Raw genomic sequence first — 21408 nt, forward strand, 5'->3', positions numbered from 1 at the left:
GTGCGGGTCCTTGATGTCCATGACCCCGCCGTCGACACGCAGCCCGACACGGCGCCGTCGGCGCCGGAGCCGGACGACATTGCCTACCTGATCTACACCTCGGGCACCACCGGTGTTCCCAAAGGGGTTGCCGTCACCCATCACAACGTCACCCAGTTGTTGACAACAGCCGATACTGGCCTGCCGCGCATGGCGGTGTGGAGCCAATGGCATTCGTTGGCTTTCGACGTCTCGGTGTGGGAGATCCTGGGCGCGCTGCTGCATGGCGGACGGCTAGTCGTGGTACCCGAATCGGTGGCGGGCTCGCCGGAAGACCTGCACGCGTTGCTGGTCGCTGAAGAGGTCAACGTGTTGAGTCAGACGCCGTCGGCGGCGCGGATGCTCTCCGCCGACGGTTTGGAGTCGACGGCGCTGGTGGTGGCCGGTGAGGCCTGCCCGACCGAGTTGGTGGACCGCTGGGCGGCGGGGCGGCTGATGATCAACGCGTACGGCCCGACTGAAGCCACCGTGTACGCGGCGATCAGTGCACCGCTGACCGCGGGATCCGATGTGGTGCCGATTGGTTCGCCGGTGGCCGGCGCGGCACTGTTTGTCCTTGACGAGTGGCTGCGGCCGACGCCACACGGTGTGGTCGGTGAATTGTATGTAGCCGGTGCCGGATTGGCATGCGGGTATGTGCGACGCGCGGCATTGACTGCGTCGCGGTTTGTGGCCTGTCCGTTCGGCGGGGACGGGGAACGGATGTATCGCACCGGTGATGTGGTGCGGTGGGGCGCCGATGGGCAACTGCAGTACCTGGGGCGCACCGATGAGCAGGTCAAGATCCGCGGCTACCGTATCGAACTCGGGGAAATCCAAACGGCATTGAGTGCGCTCGACGGCGTCCAGCAGGCAGTGGTGGTCGCCCGCGAGGACCGCCCCGGCGACAAGCGCCTGGTCGGTTACGTCACCGGGACTGCCGATCCAGCCCAGGTGCGTTCCCGGCTGGCCGACCAACTGCCGGGCTACATGGTCCCGGCGGCGGTGATGGTGCTCGACGCGCTGCCGCTGACACCCAACGGCAAACTCGACAGCCGCGCCCTGCCGGCACCGGAATACACGGCCGGGGAGTATCGCGCTCCGGGCAACGCCGTTGAGGAGATCCTGGCCGGCATCTACGCCCAGGTGCTGGGGCTCGAGCAGGTCGGAATCGACGACTCGTTCTTCGACTCGGGCGGGGACAGCATCTTGGCGATGCAGGTGGTGGCACGGGCGCGCGCCGCGGGCCTGATGTGCCGGCCGCGCGACGTGTTCGTCGAGCAGACCGTGGCCCGGCTGGCCCGGGTGGTCGAAGTGGCCGACAGCGCCGACGACGGTGACGACGGCGTCGGCGAGGTCGCGGCCACTCCGATCATGCATTGGCTGCACAGCGTCGACGGTCCGGTGGACCAGTTCAACCAGACGATGGTGCTGCACGCTCCCGGCGGGGCCGACGAGGCCGACGCGTTGATTGTGTTGCAAGCCTTGCTCGATCGCCACGCCATGTTACGGCTGCGCGTCAACGACGACGGTGCCGGTGGCTTCTCGTTGACGGTGCCCGAGCCAGGGACGGTGGCCGCGCGCGGGCGCCTGCAGGCGGTGCCGGAGTTGACGGATGCAGCGCTGATCGAGGCCCGGGCGCGGCTGAACCCGAGCACCGGCGCGATGCTCAGCGCCCTGTGGGTAGCCGACAGCAGCCAACTGGTATTGATCGTTCACCACCTGGCCGTCGACGCGGTCTCCTGGTGGATTCTGTTGGAAGACATCAACACTGCGTGGGCTCAGCACCGCGACGGTCATGCGGTGATGTTGCCGGCGACCGGCACCTCGTTCGCCCGGTGGGCGGCGCTGCTCAGTGAACACGCTCGAACACCGGAAGTCGTTGCCCACGAGCAGCATTGGCGGCAGGTGGCGACGACACCGGCGGCCTTGCCCGCTGTGCGGCCCGAAACCGACACGTTTGCCACGGCCGGGCATTTGTCGATGCCGGTGGACGCCGAAATCACCCGCATGTTGCTGAGCGAGGTGCCGGCAGCGTTTCACGCCGCGACACACGACATCCTGCTGATCGCGTTCGGGTTGGCGGTAGCGGAGTTCGTGGGCAACGGCAGCGCCCCGATCGGCATCGACGTCGAAGGCCACGGGCGTCACGAGGAGCTGAGCCCGCACGTGGACTTGTCTCACACAGTGGGATGGTTCACCACCAAATCCCCGGTGGCGCTGACCGTCGGTGGGCTGTCCTGGGCGCAGGTGGTCGCCGGCGACGCGGCGCTGGGGGCAATGATCAAAGACGCCAAAGAGCAGCTTCGCGCCCTGCCCGACAGTCTGACGTACGGTCTGTTGCGCTATCTGAACACCGATGTCGACCTCGGTGACTGCGAGCCGCCGATCGGATTCAATTACCTGGGCCGCGTGGGTATCTCGGCGGCCGAGGCGTCCGGTGACCTGTGGCGAATCAGCCCGGACGGCTTGTCGGTTACCGGCGCGGCGACGGCCATACCGATGCCGCTGATGCACACCGTGGAGCTCAACGCGGCCGCCGTCGACACCGAAGCCGGACCGCGGCTGCAGGCGAATTGGACGTGGGCGCCGTCGGCGCTCGACGAAGCGCAGATCAGCCGGCTCAGCCGGTTGTGGTCTGAGGCGCTGGGCGGAATCTGCACGCATGTCCGAGACGGTGGCGGGGGATTGACGCCATCCGATATCACTCCGGCCCGGCTCAGCCAGCATCAGATCGACGAACTGCAGACGCAATGCCGCATCGCCGACGTGCTTCCGCTGACAGCGGTGCAAGAGGGGCTGCTCTTCCACGCAAATACGGTGCGGGGCACCGACGACCTGTACGCCGGGCAGTTGGACATCAGCCTGACCGGCGGCCTCGATCCCCACCGGCTGCGCGACGCGATGCACACAGTGGTCGACCGGCACCCCAACCTGGTGGCCCGGTTCTGCCCGCAGTTCGACGAGCCAGTGCAGATCATCCCCGCTGATCCGGTGGTGGCGTGGCGCTACCTCGAACTCAACGACGACGTCGACCGCGATGAGCAGATCCAGCGGCTCTGCGCGGCCGAGCGCGCCGCGGTCTGCGACCTCGCCAACCAGCCGGCGTTTCGGAGCGTCCTGATCCGCACCGCACCAGACCGGCACCGGTTGGTGTTGACCAATCACCACATCGTGCTCGATGGCTGGTCGATGCCGATCCTGCTGGGCGAGCTTTTCGCCGCGTATTACGGGCAGCAGCTGCCCCCGGCATCGCCTTACCGCAGCTTCGTTACCTGGCTGGCCGCCCGGGACGCCGAGGGTGCCCGCGCCGCCTGGCGCGAGGTGTTCGCCGGTTTCGACGCTCCGACGTTGGTCGGGCCTCAGGACGGGTTGGAGCCGGGCCCTCGAGGTGTGAAAGCCCTTGGGCTGCCGGCAGAAATCACCCAAGCCGTCAACGAACTGGCCCGCTCGAGTCATACCACGGTCAACATCGTGCTGCAGGGTGCATGGGCTCTGCTGTTGAGTTCGCTGACCGGCCAACAGGATGTCGCGTTTGGCACCACGGTGTCGGGGCGGCCGGCCGACCTGGCCGACGCGGAATCGATGGTCGGACTGCTGATCAACACGGTGGGTGTGCGTGCGCGCATCACCGCATCGACGACGACCACCGACCTGCTGGATCAGCTGCAGGGCGCCTACACCAACACGCTTGAGCACCAGCACGTGGCGCTGAGCGAGATTCACCGAATCACCGGTCAGGACAAGCTGTTCGACACGCTGTTCGCGTTCGAAAACTACCCGATCGACAGCGGAGCGTTGGTAGGTGACCACGAATTCGCCATCACCGATATCACCAGCCGGGAATCCACCCATTACCCGCTGACGATGCAAGCCCAGCCGGGCCACGAACTGCGGCTGCGCCTCGAATACGACGCTGATGTGTTCGACGGGACCAGTATCGAGGCACTGGTCGAACGGTTGCGGCGGGTGTTGGCGGCGATGATCGCCGACCCGGCACAGCCGTTGTCGTCGATGGATCTGCTCGACGAGCGCGAGCATGCCCGGCTTGATGCGCTCGGCAACCGGGCGGTGCTGACCCGACCGTCGGCGCGGGTGTCGATCCCGGCGTTGTTCGCCGAGCAGGTGGCCCGCGCTCCGGAGGCGGTGGCGGTGACCTGCGACGGCTGGTCACTGACGTATCGGGAGCTAGACGACGCCGCTAACCGGTTGGCGCAGTTGCTGACCGGCCGCCGCGTAGGCCCGGGTGAGTCTGTGGCGCTTCTGTTTTCACGCTCGACCGATGCGATCGTGGCGATCTTGGCGGCGCTCAAGGCTGGGGCGGCCTATCTGCCGATCGACCCGGCGCTGCCGGCGGCCCGGATCGAGTTCATGCTCGCCGATGCCGCACCGCGCGCGGCGATCACCACCGCTGATTTGGCTGACCGGCTCGACGGATACGAACTAGAGATCATCGATGTGCACGACCCCGCCGTCGACGCCCAACCCAGCACCGCGCCGTCGGCGCCGGAGCCCGACGATATCGCCTACTTCATCTACACCTCCGGCACCACCGGGATTCCGAAAGGCGTGGCAGTCACCCATCACAACGTGACTCGGCTGTTCGACTCACTGCAGGTGGGGCTGCACCTCGGGCCGGAACACGTGTGGACGCAGTGTCACTCCTACGCCTTCGACTACTCGGTGTGGGAGATCTGGGGTGCACTGCTGCACGGCGGTCGCCTGGTGGTGGTGCCCGAGTCGGTAGCCCGTTTCCCGGAGAACCTCCACAATCTGCTGGTTGATGAACAGGTCACCGTGTTGAGCCAAACCCCTTCTGCGATAGGCATGTTGTCACGCGAGGGGCTGGATTCAGCGGCGTTGGTGATCGCCGCGGAGCCCTGCCCAACCGAGTTGGTGGACCGGTGGGCGCCCGGTCGGGTGATGATCAACGGCTACGGTCCGACCGAGACGACGGTGTATGCGACGGTCAGCTCGTTGACCGCGGGGACGGGTGTGGTGCCGATCGGTTCGCCGGTGCCAGGCGCGGCGTTGTTCGTGTTGGACGGCTGGTTGCGGCCGGTCCCCGCCGGGGTGGCCGGCGAGTTGTATGTGGCCGGCGCCGGGGTGGCCTGCGGGTACGTGCGCCGCGGAGGATTGACCGCGGCGCGGTTTGTGGCCTGCCCGTTCGGGGGGACCGGCGAGCGGATGTATCGCACCGGAGATCTGGTGTGTTGGGGCGCTGATGGGCAGCTGCGGTATCTGGGGCGCGCCGATGAGCAAGTCAAGATCCGCGGCTATCGCATCGAGCTCGGCGAAGTCCAGGCCGCCCTGAACGCCCTCGACGGCGTCCAGCAGGCGGTGGTCATCGCCCGCGAGGACCGGCCCGGCGACAAGCGCCTCGTCGGTTATGTGATCGGCACCGCCGACCCGGCCGAGGCGCGCGGTCAACTGGCGCAGCGGCTACCGGCCTACATGGTGCCCGCAGCGGTGGTGGTGTTAGACGCACTGCCGTTGACCGTCAACGGCAAACTCGACGCTAGGGCCCTGCCGTCGCCGGAATACCGGGACGCCGATCATTACCGCGCCCCGGCCAACCCCACCGAGGAGCTTCTGGCCGGCATTTACGCCGAGGTCCTCGGACTCAAGCGCGTTGGGATCGACGACTCGTTCTTCGATCTGGGCGGCGACAGCATCTCCGCGATGCGCTTGATCGCGGCGATCAATGCTGCCCTGGATGGCGAACTTTCGGTACGTGCGGTATTCGAGGCGCCCACCATCGCCCAGTTGGCGCGCAGCGTCGGCGAGGGTGCGGGCCGGCTACCCGGTTTGGCGGCAGCTGAGCGGCCCGCGACTGTCCCGCTGTCGTTTGCCCAAACCCGATTGTGGCTTTTGGACCAGTTGCAGGGCCCCTCGTCGGTTTACAACATCCCGGTGTCACTGCGGCTGCGGGGCCAGCTTGATACCCACGCGCTGCATGCGGCGTTAGTCGATGTGATCGCCCGTCACGAAAGCCTGCGAACGCTGTTCCCGGCGCCCGAGGGCACGCCTCAGCAGGTGGTTATCCCCGTCGAGCGGGCCGACTTCGGTTGGCAGAATGTCGATGCCAGCACCTGGACGACCGACCGGCTTGCCGAGGCTGTCGGCGCGACAGCGCGCCACGCATTTGATCTGGCCACCGAGATCCCTTTGCGGGCGAAGCTTTTCCAGATCGCCGAAGACGAGCACGTGTTGGCGGCAGTAGTACATCACATTGCCGCCGACGGCTCGTCGATCACTCCGCTGGTGCGTGACCTGGGTATGGCGTATGCCAGCCGGTGTGCGGGGCAAGCCCCGGGGTGGGCCGATTTGGCCGTGCAGTATGTCGATTACACGCTGTGGCAACGCGCCCAGCTCGGCGACCTCGATGACAGCAGCAGTCCCATCGCCGCCCAGCTGGACTACTGGGAAGAGGCGCTGGCCGGGATGCCCGAGCGGCTGCAGCTGCCCACCGACCGGCCCTATCCACTGGTGGCCGATCAGCGCGGCGCTACCGTGGCGGTGGAGTGGCCGGGGCAGTTGCAACAGCAGGTTGCCCGGGTGGCCCGTGAGCACAACGCCACCAGCTTCATGGTGATGCAAGCCGCATTGGCCATCCTGTTGTCCAACGTCAGCATGAATTCTGATGTGGCGGTAGGGTTCCCGATCGCCGGACGCCGCGATCCGGTGCTCGATGATGTGGTCGGCTTTTTCGTCAACACGTTGGTGCTGCGGGTCGAGGTGACCGGTGATCCCAGCTTTGCCGAGCTGCTGGGTCAGGTGCGGGCACGCAGCCTGGCCGCTTACGAGCATCAGGATGTGCCGTTCGAGGTACTGGTGGAGCGGCTCAACCCGACTCGATCTATGGCCCATCACCCGCTGGTGCAGGTGATGCTGGCCTGGCAGAACTTCGGCGGGCACAGCGCCGATCCCTCCGGCGGGCTGGCTCTGGGTGATCTGCATGTGACGTCGATGCCCATCGATACCCAGTCGGCCCGCATGGATTTGGTGTTTTCGCTGGCCGAGCGGTGGACCGATGATGGTGAGCCGGCCGGGATCGGCGGCAGGGTGGAATTCCGCACCGATGTGTTCGACGCTGCCAGTATCGCGACGCTGATCGAGCGGTTGCGCCGGGTGTTGATGGCCATGACGGCCGATCCGACGCGGTCGTTGTCGTCGATGGATCTGCTCGACGAGGCCGAGCATGCCGGGCTCGACGACCTCGGGAACCGGGCAGCGTTGACCGCGAATTCGCCAGTGCCGGTGTCGGTTCCGATGTTGTTCGCCCAGCAGGTGGCTCGCGCTCCGGAGGCGGTGGCGGTGACTTGCGAGGGCCAGTCACTGACGTATCGGGAGCTCGACGAGGCTGCTAACCGGTTGGCGCAGCTGCTGGTCGGTCACGGAGCTGGCCCCGGGCAGTGTGTGGCGGTGCTGTTGTCGCGTTCAGCTGAGGCGATCGTGGCGATCATGGCGGTGCTCAAGAGCGGAGCCGCCTATCTGCCGATCGACCCGGCGCTGCCGGCGGCGCGGATCGGGTTCATGCTCGATGATGCCGCGCCGATCGCTGCGGTTACCACCGCTGAACTTGCTGGGCGATTCGATGGGTACGTTGACATCGCGGTGACCGAGGTCAATGAGCCCGCTATCGACGCCCAGCTCAACACAGCACCACCGGCACCCCGCCCTGAGGACATCGCCTACGTCATCTACACCTCAGGCACCACCGGGATGCCCAAAGGCGTTGCGATCAACCACCACAACGTCGTCCAACTGTTGGCGACACTGGACGCCGGCCTGCCGACGACCGGTGTGTGGTCGCAGTGTCATTCACTGGTCTTCGACGTTTCGGCATGGGAGATCTTCGGCGCGCTCTTACACGGCGGGCGCCTCGTGGTGGTGCCCGAGGAGGTGGCACGCTCACCGAAAGACCTCGCCGAATTGCTGGTTGCCGAGCAAGTCACGATGATCACCCAGACCCCCTCTGCGGTAGGGATGTTGGCGCCAGACGGGTTGGAGTCGGCGACGTTGATGGTGGCCGGCGAAGCCTGCCCGGCCGAGGTGGTGGATCGCTGGGCGCCGGGGCGGGTGATGGTCAACGCCTACGGCCCGACCGAGACGACGATGTGCGTGGCGATCAGTGCGCCGTTGACCGCGGAATCGGCAGTAGTGCCGATCGGTTCGCCGGTGCCGGGGGCCGCATTGTTTGTGTTGGACAACTGGCTGCGGCCGGTGGCCGCGGGTGTGGTCGGAGAGTTGTACGTGGCCGGTGCCGGGGTCGGGTGCGGGTACGTGCGCCGGGGTCCGTTGACGGCGTCGCGGTTTGTGGCCTGCCCGTTCGGTGACTCCGGTCAACGGATGTATCGCACCGGGGATTTGGCGCGCTGGGGCGCGGATGGGCAGCTGCAGTATCTGGGCCGTGCCGATGAGCAAGTCAAGATCCGCGGCTACCGCATCGAACTCGGCGAAGTACAGGCAGCGCTGCACGCACTCGACGGCGTCCAGCAGGCGGTGGTGATTGCCCGCGAAGACCGCCCGGGCGACAAGCGCCTGGTCGGCTACGTCACCGGGAGCGCCGACCCGGCCGAGGCGCGGCGCGTGCTGGCGCAGCGGCTGCCGGCCTACATGGTGCCGGTAGCGGTCGTGGCGCTGGATGCGCTGCCGTTGACGCCCAACGGCAAACTCGACACTCGCGCGCTGCCCGCGCCCGAGTATCGCGATGCCGACCGGTATCGCGCCCCCGGCAATGCCATCGAGGAGGTCCTGGCCGGCATCTACGCCCAGGTGCTGGGGCTGGAGCGGGTCGGCGTCGACGACTCGTTCTTCGAACTCGGTGGGGACAGCATCTTGTCGATGCAGGTGGTGGCGCTGGCCCGCGCCGCGGGCATGTCGTGCCGGCCGCGCGATGTTTTCGTCGAGCAGACGGTGGCCCGCTTGGCGGTGGTGGCCGCAGTGTCTGACAGCCGCATTGACGAGGGTGACGACGGCGTCGGGCCGGTGATGGCCACTCCGATCATCCGTTGGCTGGAAAGCGTGGACGGCCCCGTCGAGCAGTTCAACCAGACGATGGTGTTGCAGGCTCCCGCGGGGGCTGACGAGGCCGACGTGCGGATTGTGTTGCAGGCCTTGCTGGATCGCCATGCCATGTTGCGGTTGCGCATCGCCCACGATGATGCCGGTGGCTGGTCGTTGACGGTGCCCGAGGTCGGTTCGGTAGACGCGCGCGGGTGTCTGCAGTCGGTGGCGGAGTTGTCGGATGCGGCGCTGTTCGAGGCGCGGTCGCGGTTGGACCCGAGCGCCGGGGCGATGCTCAGCGCACTATGGGTCGCCCGCAGCGGTCAGTTGGTGTTGATCATTCACCACCTGGCTGTCGACGCGGTGTCGTGGTGGATTCTGTTGGAGGACCTCAACATCGCCTGGGCTCAGCAGCACAGCGGGCAGCCGGTGGTGTTGCCGGCGGCCGGCACCTCGTTCGCCCGATGGGCGGCGCTGCTCAGTGAGCACGCTCGGGCGCCGGAAGTGGTTGCCCAAGAGCAGCGTTGGCGACAGGTGGCGGAGACGCCTCCGGTCTTGCCGGCTGTGCAGCCGCAAACCGATACCTATGCCACGGCGGGGCATCTGTCGGTCTCGCTGGATGATGTCGAGACCACCAGGCTGCTGCTGGCCGAGGTGCCTGCAGCGTTCCACGCCGGGATACACGACATTCTGCTGATCGCGCTCGGGTTGGCGGTCGGCGAATTCGTCGGCAGCGGCAGCGCCCCAATCGGTATCGACGTCGAAAGCCACGGTCGCCGTGAGGAATTGGGCCCCAGCATCGACTTGTCCCACACGGTGGGATGGTTCACCGCCAAATACCCGGCGTCGCTGAGCGTCGGCGAACTGTCCTGGGCGCAGGTGGTCGGCGGCGACGCGGCGCTGGGGGCGGTGGTCAAACATGCCAAAGAGCAGCTTCGCGCTCTGCCCGACGGCCTGACGTACGGTGTGCTGCGCTATGTGAACGGCGACGTCGATCTGGGCGGCTCCGACCCGCGGATCGGGTTCAACTACTTCGGGCGTTCGGGCGCGGCGGTCGACGACACCGGGGATGGCTGGCGGATCTGCCCGGACACCGCCTCGATCACCGGCGCGGCGACGGCCATACCGATGCCGATGATGCACACCGTGGAACTCAACGCCGGCACCGTCGACACTTCGGCAGGCCCACATCTACACGCCGACTGGGCATGGGCCGCATCGGCGCTCGACGAAGAGCAGATCACCCGGCTCAGCCGGTTGTGGTTCGAGGCGCTCACCGGTATCTGTGCGCATGTGCGAGCCGGTGGCGGCGGGCTGACTCCGTCGGATATCGCGCCGGCCCGGCTCAACCAACGCCAGATCGACGATCTGCAGCGCCATTACGACGTCGCCGATATTTTGCCGTTGACGCCGTTGCAGCAGGGGCTGCTCTTCCACGCCACCGCACAGGACAGCGCAGACGACCTGTATGCAGTGCAGTTGAATGTCGCGTTGAGCGGCCGGCTCGACGGCCACCGCCTGCGTGACGCGCTGGACACCGCGGCCATCCGGCACCCGAACCTGGTGGCCCGGTTCTGCCGACAGTTCGACGAGCCAGTGCAGATCATCCCGGACGACCCCGCGGTGGCGTGGCGCTACGTCGAACTCGACGACGACGACCTCGATGGCGATGAGCAAATCGAACAGCTCTGTGCCGCCGAGCGTGCCGCGGTTTACGACCTCGCCGACCAACCCGCGTTTCGGGCGGCGTTGATTCGCACCGCGGCGAACCGGCACCGGTTGGTGCTGACGATTCACCACATCGTGCTCGATGGCTGGTCGCTGCCGATCCTGCTGGGCGAGATATTCGCGAGCTTCACCGGTCAGCCGTTGCCCGCGGCGGTCCCGTACCGCACATTCCTTACTTGGCTGGCCGGCCGAGACCGCGACGCCGCCCGCGCCGCCTGGGCCGAGGCGTTCGCCGGCTTCGACGCCCCCACGCTGGTCGGCCCGCCACAACCACGACGGCTGGGTGCCCGCGGCGTCATCGCGGGAACGGTGTCCGCCGAGACCACCCAAGCGCTGTACGAGTTGGCGCGGTCGCGTCACACCACCGTCAACATCGTGCTGCAGGGCGCCTGGGCGCTGCTGCTGGCGTCAGTGACCGGTCAGCACGACGTCGCGTTCGGCACCACGGTCTCGGGTCGGCCCGCCGAGGTGGCCGGTGTCGAGTCGATGGTCGGGCTGTTGATCAACACGGTGCCGGTGCGGGCCCACTTCACACCGGCGACCACCACCGCAGATCTGCTGGACCAGCTGCAAGGCGCCTACAACGACACGTTCGAGCATCACCACCTGGCGCTCAGCGAAATCCACCGAATCACCGGTCAGGAGAAGCTGTTCGACACGCTTTTCGCCTACGAGAACTATCCGATCGACACCGGTGCGTTGTTGGGCGACAACGAGTTAGCCGTGACCGACTCCACCATCAGCGAATACAACCACTATCCGTTGACGGTGCAGGCCCAGCCGGGCCGAGAACTGGGGTTGCGCGTCGAATATGACACCGACGTGTTCGATCCCGCCCACATCGACGCGTTGATCGGGAGGCTGCAGCGGGTGTTGACGGCGATGACGGCCGATCCGAGCCGGCCGCTGTCGTCGGTGGATGTACTCGAAGCAGCTGAGCATGCGCGACTCGATGAGGTCGGGAACCGGGCGGCGTTGGCCCAATCTGCGAGCGTAGCGGTGTCGATTCCGGAGTTGTTGGCCGAGCAGCTGCCCCGCACCGCGGATGCAATCGCGGTGACGTGTCAGGGCGAGTCGATGACATATCGGGAACTCGCGGAGGCGGCGAATCGACTGGCGCACGTGCTGGCCGGCCACGGCGCGGGCCCCGGGCAGCGCGTGGGGTTGCTGGTGCCGCGCTCGATCGACGCGATCGTGGCGATGTTGGCGGTGCTCGAAAGCGGGGCGGCGTATCTGCCGATCGATCCCACGTTGCCCGCAGCGCGGATCGAGTTCATGCTCGGCGATGCTGCGCCGGTGGCGGTGATCACCACCGCTGATGTGGCGGACCGGCTCGCCGGGTTCGGGGTGCCGCTCGTAGGTGTCGAGGATGCTGTCGAAATCCCGCCCGGCGCAGCGCTGCCGGTGCCGGACGTCGATGACGCCGCGTATGTCATCTACACGTCGGGCACCACCGGGGTGCCCAAGGGCGTGGCGATCACCCATCGCAATGTGACGCAACTGTTGGCGTCGCTGGATGCCGGCTTGCCGGCGGTCAGGGTGTGGTCGCAGTGTCACTCGTTGGCCTTCGATGTTTCGGTGTGGGAGATCTTCGGAGCGCTGCTGGGTGGTGGGCGGCTGGTGATCGTGCCCGACGCGGTGGCACGTTCGCCGCACGAGCTGCACGACGTGCTGGTTGCCGAAGGCGTCACTGTGTTGACCCAAACTCCCTCGGCCGTCGCGGCGTTGCCGAAGCAGGGACTGGAGTCGACGGCGCTGGTGATGGCCGGTGAGCCATGCCCGGTCGAGGTGGTGGAGCAGTGGGCGCCGGGGCGGGTGATGGTCAACGCTTACGGCCCGACCGAGACGACGATGTGTGTGGCGATCAGTGCGCCGCTGAGCGTCGGGTCGGACGTGGTGCCGATCGGTTCGCCGGTGCCGGGTGCGGCGTTGCTCGTCTTGGATGGCTGGCTGCGGCCGGTCCCGGCCGGGGTGGTCGGCGAGTTGTATGTGGCCGGCGCCGGCGTCGCGCGCGGCTATGTGGGCCGGAATTCGTTGACCGCGGCGCGGTTTGTGGCCTGCCCGTTCGGGGAGTCCGGGGAGCGGATGTATCGCACCGGGGATCTGGTGCGTTGGGGTGCGGACGGGCAACTGCAGTATGTGGGGCGTGCCGATGAGCAGGTCAAGATCCGCGGCTATCGCATCGAACTCGGCGAAGTCCAGGCCGCGCTGAACGCCGTGGACGGCGTGGACCAGGCAGTGGTGATCGCCCGCGAGGACCGGCCCGGCCACAAACGCCTGATCGGTTATGTGACCGGCACCGCCGACCCGGCCGAGGCGCGCGGCCAACTGGCGCAGCGGCTACCCGCCTACATGGTGCCGGGCGCGGTGATGGTGTTAGACGCGCTGCCGTTGACGCCCAACGGCAAACTCGACACCCGCGCGCTGCCCGCGCCGGAATACACCGCGACGACATATCGCGCTCCGGCCAACCGGACCGAAGAGATTTTGGCTGCAAGCTACGCCCAGGTACTCGGCCTCGAGCGGGTCGGAGTCGACGACTCCTTCTTCGACCTGGGCGGCGACAGCATTTCCGCGATGCGCTTGATCGCGGCGATCGACAGTGCGCTGGATGTCGATGTCGCAGTGCGCACGCTATTCGACGCGCCCACGGTGAGAAGTTTGAGCCGCCAACTGGGCGGCCGCGCCAACGCGGTGGAAGTGGCGCCGGTCCAGATCCTCAGGAAAGGTACCGGCGTTCCGCTGTGCTGTATCCATGACGGTCTTGGGCTGAGCTGGCGGTATCGCGCGCTGGGCGATCATCTGGACTGCCCGATCATCGGCATCCAGCAAGCCCAACAGAATGGTGAGCCTGATGCTGGGTCGATTCGTGAGATGGCGCAGAACTATGCGGACCGGCTCCAAGCGGTTTATCCGACTGGGCCCTACAACATCCTCGGCTGGTCTTTCGGAGGCGTGGTCGCCCACGAGCTCGCCATCGAGCTTCGCCGACGCGGATGCATAGTCCGGCGTCTCGTGCTGCTCGACGCTGGGACAAACGGCAGCGGAAAGGCCACCAAAAATGGGGCCGTCGACGAGAGTCGCCTGTTGGATCGCATCTTGCGCAGCAATCGGATACCGATCCCGGCCCAGCCTGAACCGCTGACCTATCGGCAAGTGGAGGAATTGATTCACCAACAGGAGGAGGCGGAATATCCTCTGCCGCCGCGACCGCTGCTGAAGTTCATCGTGGAAAGCGCTAATGCCAACCGGATGCATCTGCTCGAGCACGTGCCTGCCGTGTTTGACGGTGACATGTTCATCTTCTCCGCTACCCGAAACGGAAATGGAAACGGTGCATCCAAGCTGCAAAGCTGGCGCCCCTACGTCGCCGGGGACATCACCGAGCAGTCGGTGGACTGCGCGCACCACGAAATGTTGGATAGCGAATCGCTCAATGCGTATGCCAAACGACTCAAGCTTTTGCTGCAGGCTTGAGCGCCCGCCCCGCGGCTCAGACGTGATGCATGCCGAGAGCTACTAGCGAGATCCCGGCCACAGCGCAGACGGCTATCACAATCTGCTGGCGACGGGCCAATGCCCAATCGTGCAGCCAACGCGCCACCACCTCGGTTTTGGCCGGTGTGGCCAGGAACCCGGCGAGCGTGATTTCGATGACGGCGAGCATTCCGACGACGACGGCGATTGCGGCGACGACCTGTGTGGCGAACGAAACTCCGGACGGCACGATGATGGCGAGTACGTAAAGCAGCCCATCCGGCGACGGCCCCGCTGCGAGACCAACCACCAACGAGATCCACAAGGCTCCGTGTTCCCACGCGTGCTGCGCCCGGCCGAACAGCCGCCGCAATACCGATCCGCCGTCGGTGCGCGGGTCGTGTGTGGCGTCCAGCAGTCGTGACATCGCAGGCGGCGCAAGGGTTTCCTGCTTGGCGGCGCCGCCCCGCCGACGCGTCGACAGGCGTGCTGTCATCAGCGCGGCGACGGCCAGCGCGAACACACCGAGGCCGATTTGAATGTGCCGCACCGTCGAGCTCGCGGCCGTTGCCGGGGTAGCCAGGTCGTGCGCAAACGAGCTCAACCTCGGCGTGAAGTGCAGCACCATCAAGGGAACCAGCAGCGCAACAACACTCACTGCCAGGCAACCCACCCAGAAGGCGAAGAGGTTTTGCACGGGCCGCGGTCGAGACATCACCAGAAGGGCGACGCCGAGGCGCACCGGATTGAGCGCCGCCAGAAATGCGAGCACCAATACCGAGCCCCACATGGCCCGAACCCTACCTACCGGCTGGCCGGCATCGGCTGGTTCGGCGCTGGCTGTATACCGCTAGGTGTGCGCCTCGATTGCCCTGCCTCAGAACCGGAATGACGGCTTCGGGAAGTCGAAGTGCGGCATCGCCGGCATTGCCGGGGCGGCGGGAGCCGGCATCGCGGGCATCCGGGGGAATTGCGGAGTCGGCAGGGTCGGCAGCCGAGGTGCCTGCGGAGCGGGCATCGTCGGCATCTGCGGTGCCTGCGGAACCGGCCACTGCATCGGCGGCTCCGGCGCCGGGAGGTTCACCGGCGGCGTGGGCACGTGAACGGGTGGCTCAGGGCGCTTCCAGGGCGGCGTCGGTAGCTGCCAGGGCGGCGGAGTCGGTACCTGGGTGGGTGGTTTCGGAAATTGAACGGGCGGGGTGGGCTCCTGCACCGGCGGCGTCGGAACCTGTGCCGGCGGCGTCGGCGGATGGGCGGGCGGCTTCGGCAGTTGCAATGGCGGGCTTGGCAAATGGACAGGCGGTTGCGGCGCCTGGACGGGTCGCGGGACCGCAACGTGAATGGGCGGTGCGGGCACCCGGACCGGCACCGGCACCGGCACCGGGACCGCGGCAGGAACCGGCACGGGCGCCGCGTCCCGAAGTGGCGGAGGCGCGGGCGCCGGCACCGCAACCGGTGGCGGCGCGACGACGGGATCAACCGGCGCGGGTGGTGCAGCGGGTGCGGGTGGTGCAGCGGGTGCGGTCATGTGAACCGCTTGCGGTTGCGGCTCCGACGCCGGCGGCGCGGGCGGCGCAGGCGCCTGCTCGGTCGGCACGATGAGGTTTTGCACCGGGTTGGGCAGCAGCGCCACGGTCGTCCGGATACCAAGTCCCAGCGCGACTTCGAGCGCCACGGCCGCGATGACGAACACGACGGCCAACGCGCTACCGACCAACAGCAGCGGCCGCCGGCCCGACCGTGGTTCGTCGAGGCCGCCGTCCGCGGACAGCACGGTGGTATCGACGTCGTCGTCGGTCACCGCACTGTAGGCAATATCTTCTTCCCCGATCTCGACGCCGGGGCCAACAGCTGGCACGTCGAGATAACCCGGGGCGACGGCATAGGGATCCACCCGGCCAGTACCGGGATCCTGCGCATACGCCAACGCTGCCGTCGACGAGGCGAACAACGGTGCGTTGGCCGACGCCAGCGCCGCCCCGCGAGCCAGCGCCGTGCCGGGCTCCTCGGGTGCGCTCACCGGAAGCCAGGTCGCCCTCTCCAACACCGGCTTGATCGGTGCGATGTCGACCCCGCAGCCGACCACGAACAAGCCATCCGGACGGGTCGCCGATCCGTCCAGATCGGCGACCATGGCGGCGAGCTCGCCGGCCATGTCGCTGCTGCGCAGCGGGCGCCGGTAGACGTCGGTGACCGAACCGTCGGACGCATCGACCACGGCCAGCGTGGCGGTCCGCGGTTCGACGAACAGCATTGCGGTCTGCTGGTAGCCGATTGCTTGGCCGACCGTCTGGGTCAGCGCGGCGGCGGCCAGAAACGCCGAGACCAACATGACGTTCTCGATTTTGCGGGCGGCAAGCGCCTCCCGCAGCGCGACCGCGTCGACGGGGTTGGTCCAGGTGACGCCTGTCGAGGTCAACCGGTACCCGCCTGCGGTTGCGGCCTCGCGCGTCCCCAGAATCGCAGAGATCACCTGGTCAGGGCTGCTGAGCGTGGCGGCGTCGTCAGCAACGTCGAAGTGGTCTTCCTCGACCGTGACGCCGTCGGCAGCATCACCCTCGACCAGCACCATGCGGATAGTGGTGGGCGCCATCGACACGCCGAGGACAATGTCCACTTCTCCTCCAACTTCTCTGCCATCGAGCCACGGTCTGGGCGAAGGAGTGCACCGCACGGGCCGTCATCTACATACTTTGTCGAACTAACAACGTGTGACGTTACGCCGCGCAGATGAGCGCAGGCTGTGAACTAGCTATGAGCAGTGCGACGTCTCAAGCCACCCGGTACTGCTGCAGGTCGGCCTCTTTGACGGTCAGCCCGTGGCCGGGCGCGGTCCGGTCCGGATGTAGGGCCCCGTCCGGCTCCGGGTCGATGGTGCCGTCGAACGCCATGCCTTCGATCCGCACATGATCGTGGAAGTACTCCAGGTGGCGCAGGTGCCATACCGCCGTCCCGACGTGAGCGCTGATCTGCGGCGCGCAGTGCAGCGACAGGTCCATGCCGCGACCGTCGCACAGCGCGGCGACCTTGAGCACACCGGTGATCCCCAACGCGCGCGTGACGTCAGCCTGTAAGCAGTCCACCGCGCCCGCCGCCAGCATCTGGTGGAAATACGGCAGGTGGTAGCCGTATTCGCCGGCGGTGATGTCCATCCCGCCGGGGCCCTGCTCGCAGAGCTGGCGCAGGCCGTCGAGGTCATCGGAGGACACCGGTTCTTCGAACCACCGCACGTCGTACTCGGCGAAACGTTGCGCCCACAGCAGCGCTTGCTTGCGGTTGTAGGCCCCGTTGGCGTCGACAAAAAGCTCCGCGGAGTCGCCGATCGCCGAGCGGGCCGCGGCCACCCTGTCGGTGTCGGCGGCCGGGTCGCGGCCGACCTTCATCTTGACCCGCGGTATTCCGGCATCGACCCATCCGCACAGCTGCTCGCGCAGAGTGTCGTTGTCGTAGGAGGTGAACCCGCCGCTGCCGTAGACCGGCGTGGCGTCGTGCACCGCGCCGAGCGCGACCGCCAGTGGTTCGTCGAGTAGCCGGGACCGCAAGTCCCACAGCGCGATATCGACCGCCGAAATCGCCTCGGCGACCACGCCCGGCTTGCCCAGATTGCGCACGGCATGTTGCATCTGGGCCCATCGGGCCGGTGGCTGCAGCGCGTCGGCGCCCTTGACGACGTCGGCCAGCTTGGACTGGATCACGGTCACCACGGCTGTGCCGCCGTAGGTGTAGCCGGTGCCGACCTGACCGCCGGCCCGCACGGTGACCAGCACGAAGGTGGTCGAATCCCACGTCAGGGTGCCGTCGGATTCTGGGGCGTCGGTGGGAATCGAGTAGGCCGAAGCATCGACGGATTCGACAGGGATTGCTGAGCCGGCACGCGAAGGCATGGACGGTGACTACCCGCAACGCAAAGCGGGTATGCCCGACGTGGCGAAATGAAAGGGACTATGGCAAACGAACCACTACTGGCTGAACAGCTTGCGCCGCATGTACTTCGGGAGTACGCGTTGCTGGCCGACGGAGAGCGGGGGATTGTCGTCGGGCCGCGTGGTGATTGCTGCTGGATGTGTCTGCCGCGCTGGGACAGTCCCGCGGTGTTCAGCTCATTGCTGGGCGGCGGCGGCGTCTACGCCGTCTCACCGGATCACCCGCGCTACGTCTGGGGCGGACGATACGAACACCGGTCGCTGATCTGGCGGTCACGGTGGGTGACCACCGACGGGATCGTCGAATGCCGCGAGGCGCTGGCATTTCCCGGCGACCCGCACACCGCGGTGATACTTCGGCGCATTCGCGCGCTTGACCGGCCCACCCGGATGCGGATCAGACTCGACCTGCGCGCGGAGTTCGGCGCTAAGGGCATTGGCGACTTGTCCTGCACCGACGGAGTCTGGACCGGTCGCTCGGGGCCCCACCGCTTCCGCTGGGTGGGCGCCGGCGACGCGCGACGCGGCGACGACGGCGCGCTGGAGGCGATCGTCGAAGCCAGTCCCGGCACGGACCACGACCTGGTGCTGGAACTGTCCGACCAGGAGTTGCCGTCGGACGTCGTGCGGCCCAACGATGCCTGGCGCGACACCGAACATGCATGGATGCAAGCCGTTCCGGAGTTCTCCGGCACAATCGCGGACCTCGACACTCGCAGCGCGTATGCGGTGCTGCGCGGCCTGACCAGCAGCGGGGGCGGGATGGTCGCCGCGGCGACGATGTCGCTGCCCGAGCGGGCTGAGCAGGGACGCAACTACGACTACCGCTATTGCTGGATCCGCGACCAGTGCTACGTCGGGCAGGCAGTCGCCGCGGCGGGCGGCTACCCATTGCTCGACGACGCCGTGAGGTTCATCAGCGAGCGCGTGCTCGACGACGGCCCGGGGTTGAAGCCGGCCTACTGCGTCACCGGTGATGTCGTGCCGGGGGAGCAGGACCTCGACCTGCCGGGGTACCCGGGGGCGGCTGTCAAGACCGGTAATTGGGTGACCGACCAATTCCAGCTTGACGCCCACGGCGAGGCTTTGCTGCTGCTGGCGGCCGCGGCACGGCTGGACCGGCTCGACAGCGTGCATTGGCGTGCCGTGCGCACCCTGGTCGAGGCCATCGAGAAGCGTTGGCGCGAGCCCGATGCCGGCCTCTGGGAAATCGATGACCGGCGGTGGGCGCACTCTCGGCTGATCTGTGCGGCCGGGTTGCGACGCGCCGGCGAGGTAGCACCACGACAGCAGGGCGCCGAGTGGCAGCGGTTGGCCGACGTGCTGATCGCCGACGCCGATTCGGACTGCCTGCATCCGTCGGGCAGATGGCAACGGGCGCCGGATGATTCGCGGGTCGACGCCGCGTTGCTGCTTCCCGCGATCCGCGGGGCCATCCCGGCCAACGATCCGCGCAGCGTTACCACCCTCGACGCAGTGCGCAGCGACCTCGGCCGTCATGGGTTCGTGTACCGCTTCAAACCCGACGAGCGTCCGCTCGGCGAAGCCGAAGGGGCCTTCTTGCTCTGCGGATTCCTGATGGCACTGGCCGATCATCAGCAAGGCAACGACTTGGCGGCGGTGCGCTGGTTCGAGCGCAATCGCACCGCCTGCGGCCCACCCGGCTTACTCACCGAGGAGTTCGACGTCGATCAACGCCAGTTGCGGGGCAACCTCCCGCAGGCGTTTGTGCATGCCCTGTTGTTCGAGTCCTCGCACCGGCTCGCCGACTCGGTCGGGCCGTCGGTGGGCACCGGGACGGGCAGGTAGCGATGGTTTGCCGTCAATCGTCGCGGGGTACGCAGCCGCCGTGGGTCTTGTCGTGCGCGTTTTGCAGCGCAGTCGGCTGTACCGGATGTTGCGACTGGGTGGCTATGTCGCTTTCGACCTGCCGCGCACGGTGACCGCGCTGGGGGGAGTGCTGCTGCTGGGCATCGTCGCGGCACACATCTATGTCCTGACCCGAGAGACGTCGCCGCCGGTCTACTTCGTCATCTACGCCGCCGCGCTGATCGCCGGCTGCCTGCTGGCCGCCGGCGTCATGTGGCTGGGGCTGAATCCCCGTCTGCCGCAGCTGGGTTGGCTGTTGGGCGACCTGGTATCGCTGGTGTTTCTCGGTTTGTATCTGGCCAGCCGGGCGGCCAGCATGCCGGGCCTGGTGGCGGTAACGGGTCGGTGGGACGTTGCGCCCGGCACGTGGGCGTTGGCTTGTGCCGGGGGCTTCATCGCGGTTCACATGACGGTGCTGTTGGGCATCAATGTGGCCTACCCGCAACGACAGAATTGGCACGACTGATGACGTTCGACTACCCGGTGTGGCTGCGGATCGACCACTGGCTCAACGTGTTGTTCCTGACGTTGCTGTTGCGCAGCGGGATCGAGATCCTCGGCACCCACCCCAAGTTGTATTGGCGCGAGGACAGCAAACCCGGTACCGAGTGGGCGCGCTTCACCACCAAGGAGATGCCGACCGATAAGTTGTACGACACGCTCGACGAGGAGGAGTCCTACAGCTCGATCGTCGCGTTGCCCGGCCACAAGAAGCTCGGGCTGGGCCGCCACTGGCACTTCTTCGCGGTGATCGGGTGGATTCTGGTCGGCCTGTCGTACTACATCCTGCTGTTCGCCACCGGCCAATGGCATCGGTACTGGCCGTATTCGTGGTCGATATTCTCCGAGGCCTGGAACGACATCGTCGCCTACATGACGTTCAACTTGCCGTCGCTGTTACCCAGCGAACCGCTGGATGCCATCCAGAAATTGGCGTATGCCGGGGTCATCTTCGTCCTTGCCCCGTTCCAGATCCTGACCGGCGCGGCCCAGTCACCGGCGGTCGAGGCGCGCTTCCCGTGGTACGTCCGGCTGTGGGGGGGCCGGCAACGGGCGCGCAGCCTGCATTTCTTTGGCCTGGTCGCGTTTTTGGTCTTCATCGTGATCCATTTGTCGATGATCTTCTTCTGGGGCTGGGGCCAGCTCACCGCGGCGATGATCTTCGGCGCGGTGCGCAACATCAACTGGGCGACGTTCTGGTCGTTCGTGATCATCGGTGCGATCATCGCCGTCCACATCGCCGCAACGCAGTGGAGCCTTCGCCGGCCCATCCAGGTCCACAAAGCCTTGGGCACCATCAACACCCGGGCCAAACTCATGCTGTTGCGGCCGCTGAACTCGCGGCAGGACTATCCGGTGCACAAGCTGTCCAAAGAGCACCGCG

General features: G+C 67.1%; 7 protein-coding genes (1 of these 7 only partly in view). 4 read left to right on the forward strand and 3 right to left on the reverse strand.

Annotated elements, in window-relative coordinates; genetic code table 11:
* Window positions 1-14232: the 3' end of a non-ribosomal peptide synthetase gene (locus A5707_RS12125; RefSeq protein ID WP_065014708.1), read on the forward strand. It extends 16938 nt beyond the left edge of the window; the window shows 14232 of its 31170 coding nt (coding positions 16939-31170); its start codon lies beyond the left edge, outside the window; the stop codon is at window positions 14230-14232.
* Between the two features lie 16 nt (window positions 14233-14248).
* Here A5707_RS12125 and A5707_RS12130 read toward each other — a convergent pair whose 3' ends face one another.
* The 3 genes from A5707_RS12130 to A5707_RS12140 form a co-directional block, all read right to left on the reverse strand.
* Window positions 14249-15022, reverse strand: a complete 774-nt coding sequence (locus A5707_RS12130; RefSeq protein WP_065014709.1) for a GAP family protein — start codon at window positions 15020-15022, stop codon at window positions 14249-14251.
* Between the two features lie 87 nt (window positions 15023-15109).
* A complete protein-coding gene (locus A5707_RS24765) occupies window positions 15110-16849 on the reverse strand; it encodes a DUF7159 family protein (protein WP_065014710.1) in 1740 nt (579 codons plus the stop codon).
* Between the two features lie 154 nt (window positions 16850-17003).
* Window positions 17004-18116 (reverse strand): enolase C-terminal domain-like protein, encoded by a 1113-nt coding sequence (locus A5707_RS12140; RefSeq protein WP_065014711.1) that lies wholly within the window; start codon window positions 18114-18116, stop codon window positions 17004-17006.
* A 60-nt stretch (window positions 18117-18176) separates the two neighbouring features.
* Here A5707_RS12140 and A5707_RS12145 point away from each other — a divergent pair, with 60 nt between their 5' ends.
* The 3 genes from A5707_RS12145 to A5707_RS12155 form a co-directional block, all read left to right on the forward strand.
* Complete coding sequence (locus tag A5707_RS12145) at window positions 18177-19964, forward strand: glycoside hydrolase family 15 protein (protein WP_065014712.1); 1788 nt, start codon at window positions 18177-18179, stop codon at window positions 19962-19964.
* Window positions 19965-20049: 85 nt separating this feature from the next.
* On the forward strand, window positions 20050-20490 hold the full coding sequence (locus A5707_RS12150) for an oxidoreductase (RefSeq protein ID WP_065014719.1): 441 nt from the start codon (window positions 20050-20052) through the stop codon (window positions 20488-20490).
* The coding region (locus tag A5707_RS12155; RefSeq protein ID WP_197495318.1) for a cytochrome b/b6 domain-containing protein at window positions 20487-21408 on the forward strand (922 nt) is incomplete at its 3' end. The genes A5707_RS12150 and A5707_RS12155, both read left to right, overlap by 4 nt.

Origin of the sequence: Mycobacterium kyorinense, assembly GCF_001672775.1 — a bacterium.
Taxonomy (GTDB): domain Bacteria; phylum Actinomycetota; class Actinomycetes; order Mycobacteriales; family Mycobacteriaceae; genus Mycobacterium; species Mycobacterium kyorinense_A.

Bases quoted from the DNA above. Each gene is read 5' to 3' on its own strand.
- A5707_RS12145 (WP_065014712.1), top strand. From the start codon at position 18,177: ATGGCAAACGAACCACTACTGGCTGAACAGCTTGCGCCGCATGTACTT.
- A5707_RS12130 (WP_065014709.1), bottom strand. From the start codon at position 15,022: ATGTGGGGCTCGGTATTGGTGCTCGCATTTCTGGCGGCGCTCAATCCG.
- A5707_RS12140 (WP_065014711.1), bottom strand. From the start codon at position 18,116: ATGCCTTCGCGTGCCGGCTCAGCAATCCCTGTCGAATCCGTCGATGCT.
- A5707_RS12150 (WP_065014719.1), top strand. From the start codon at position 20,050: ATGTTGCGACTGGGTGGCTATGTCGCTTTCGACCTGCCGCGCACGGTG.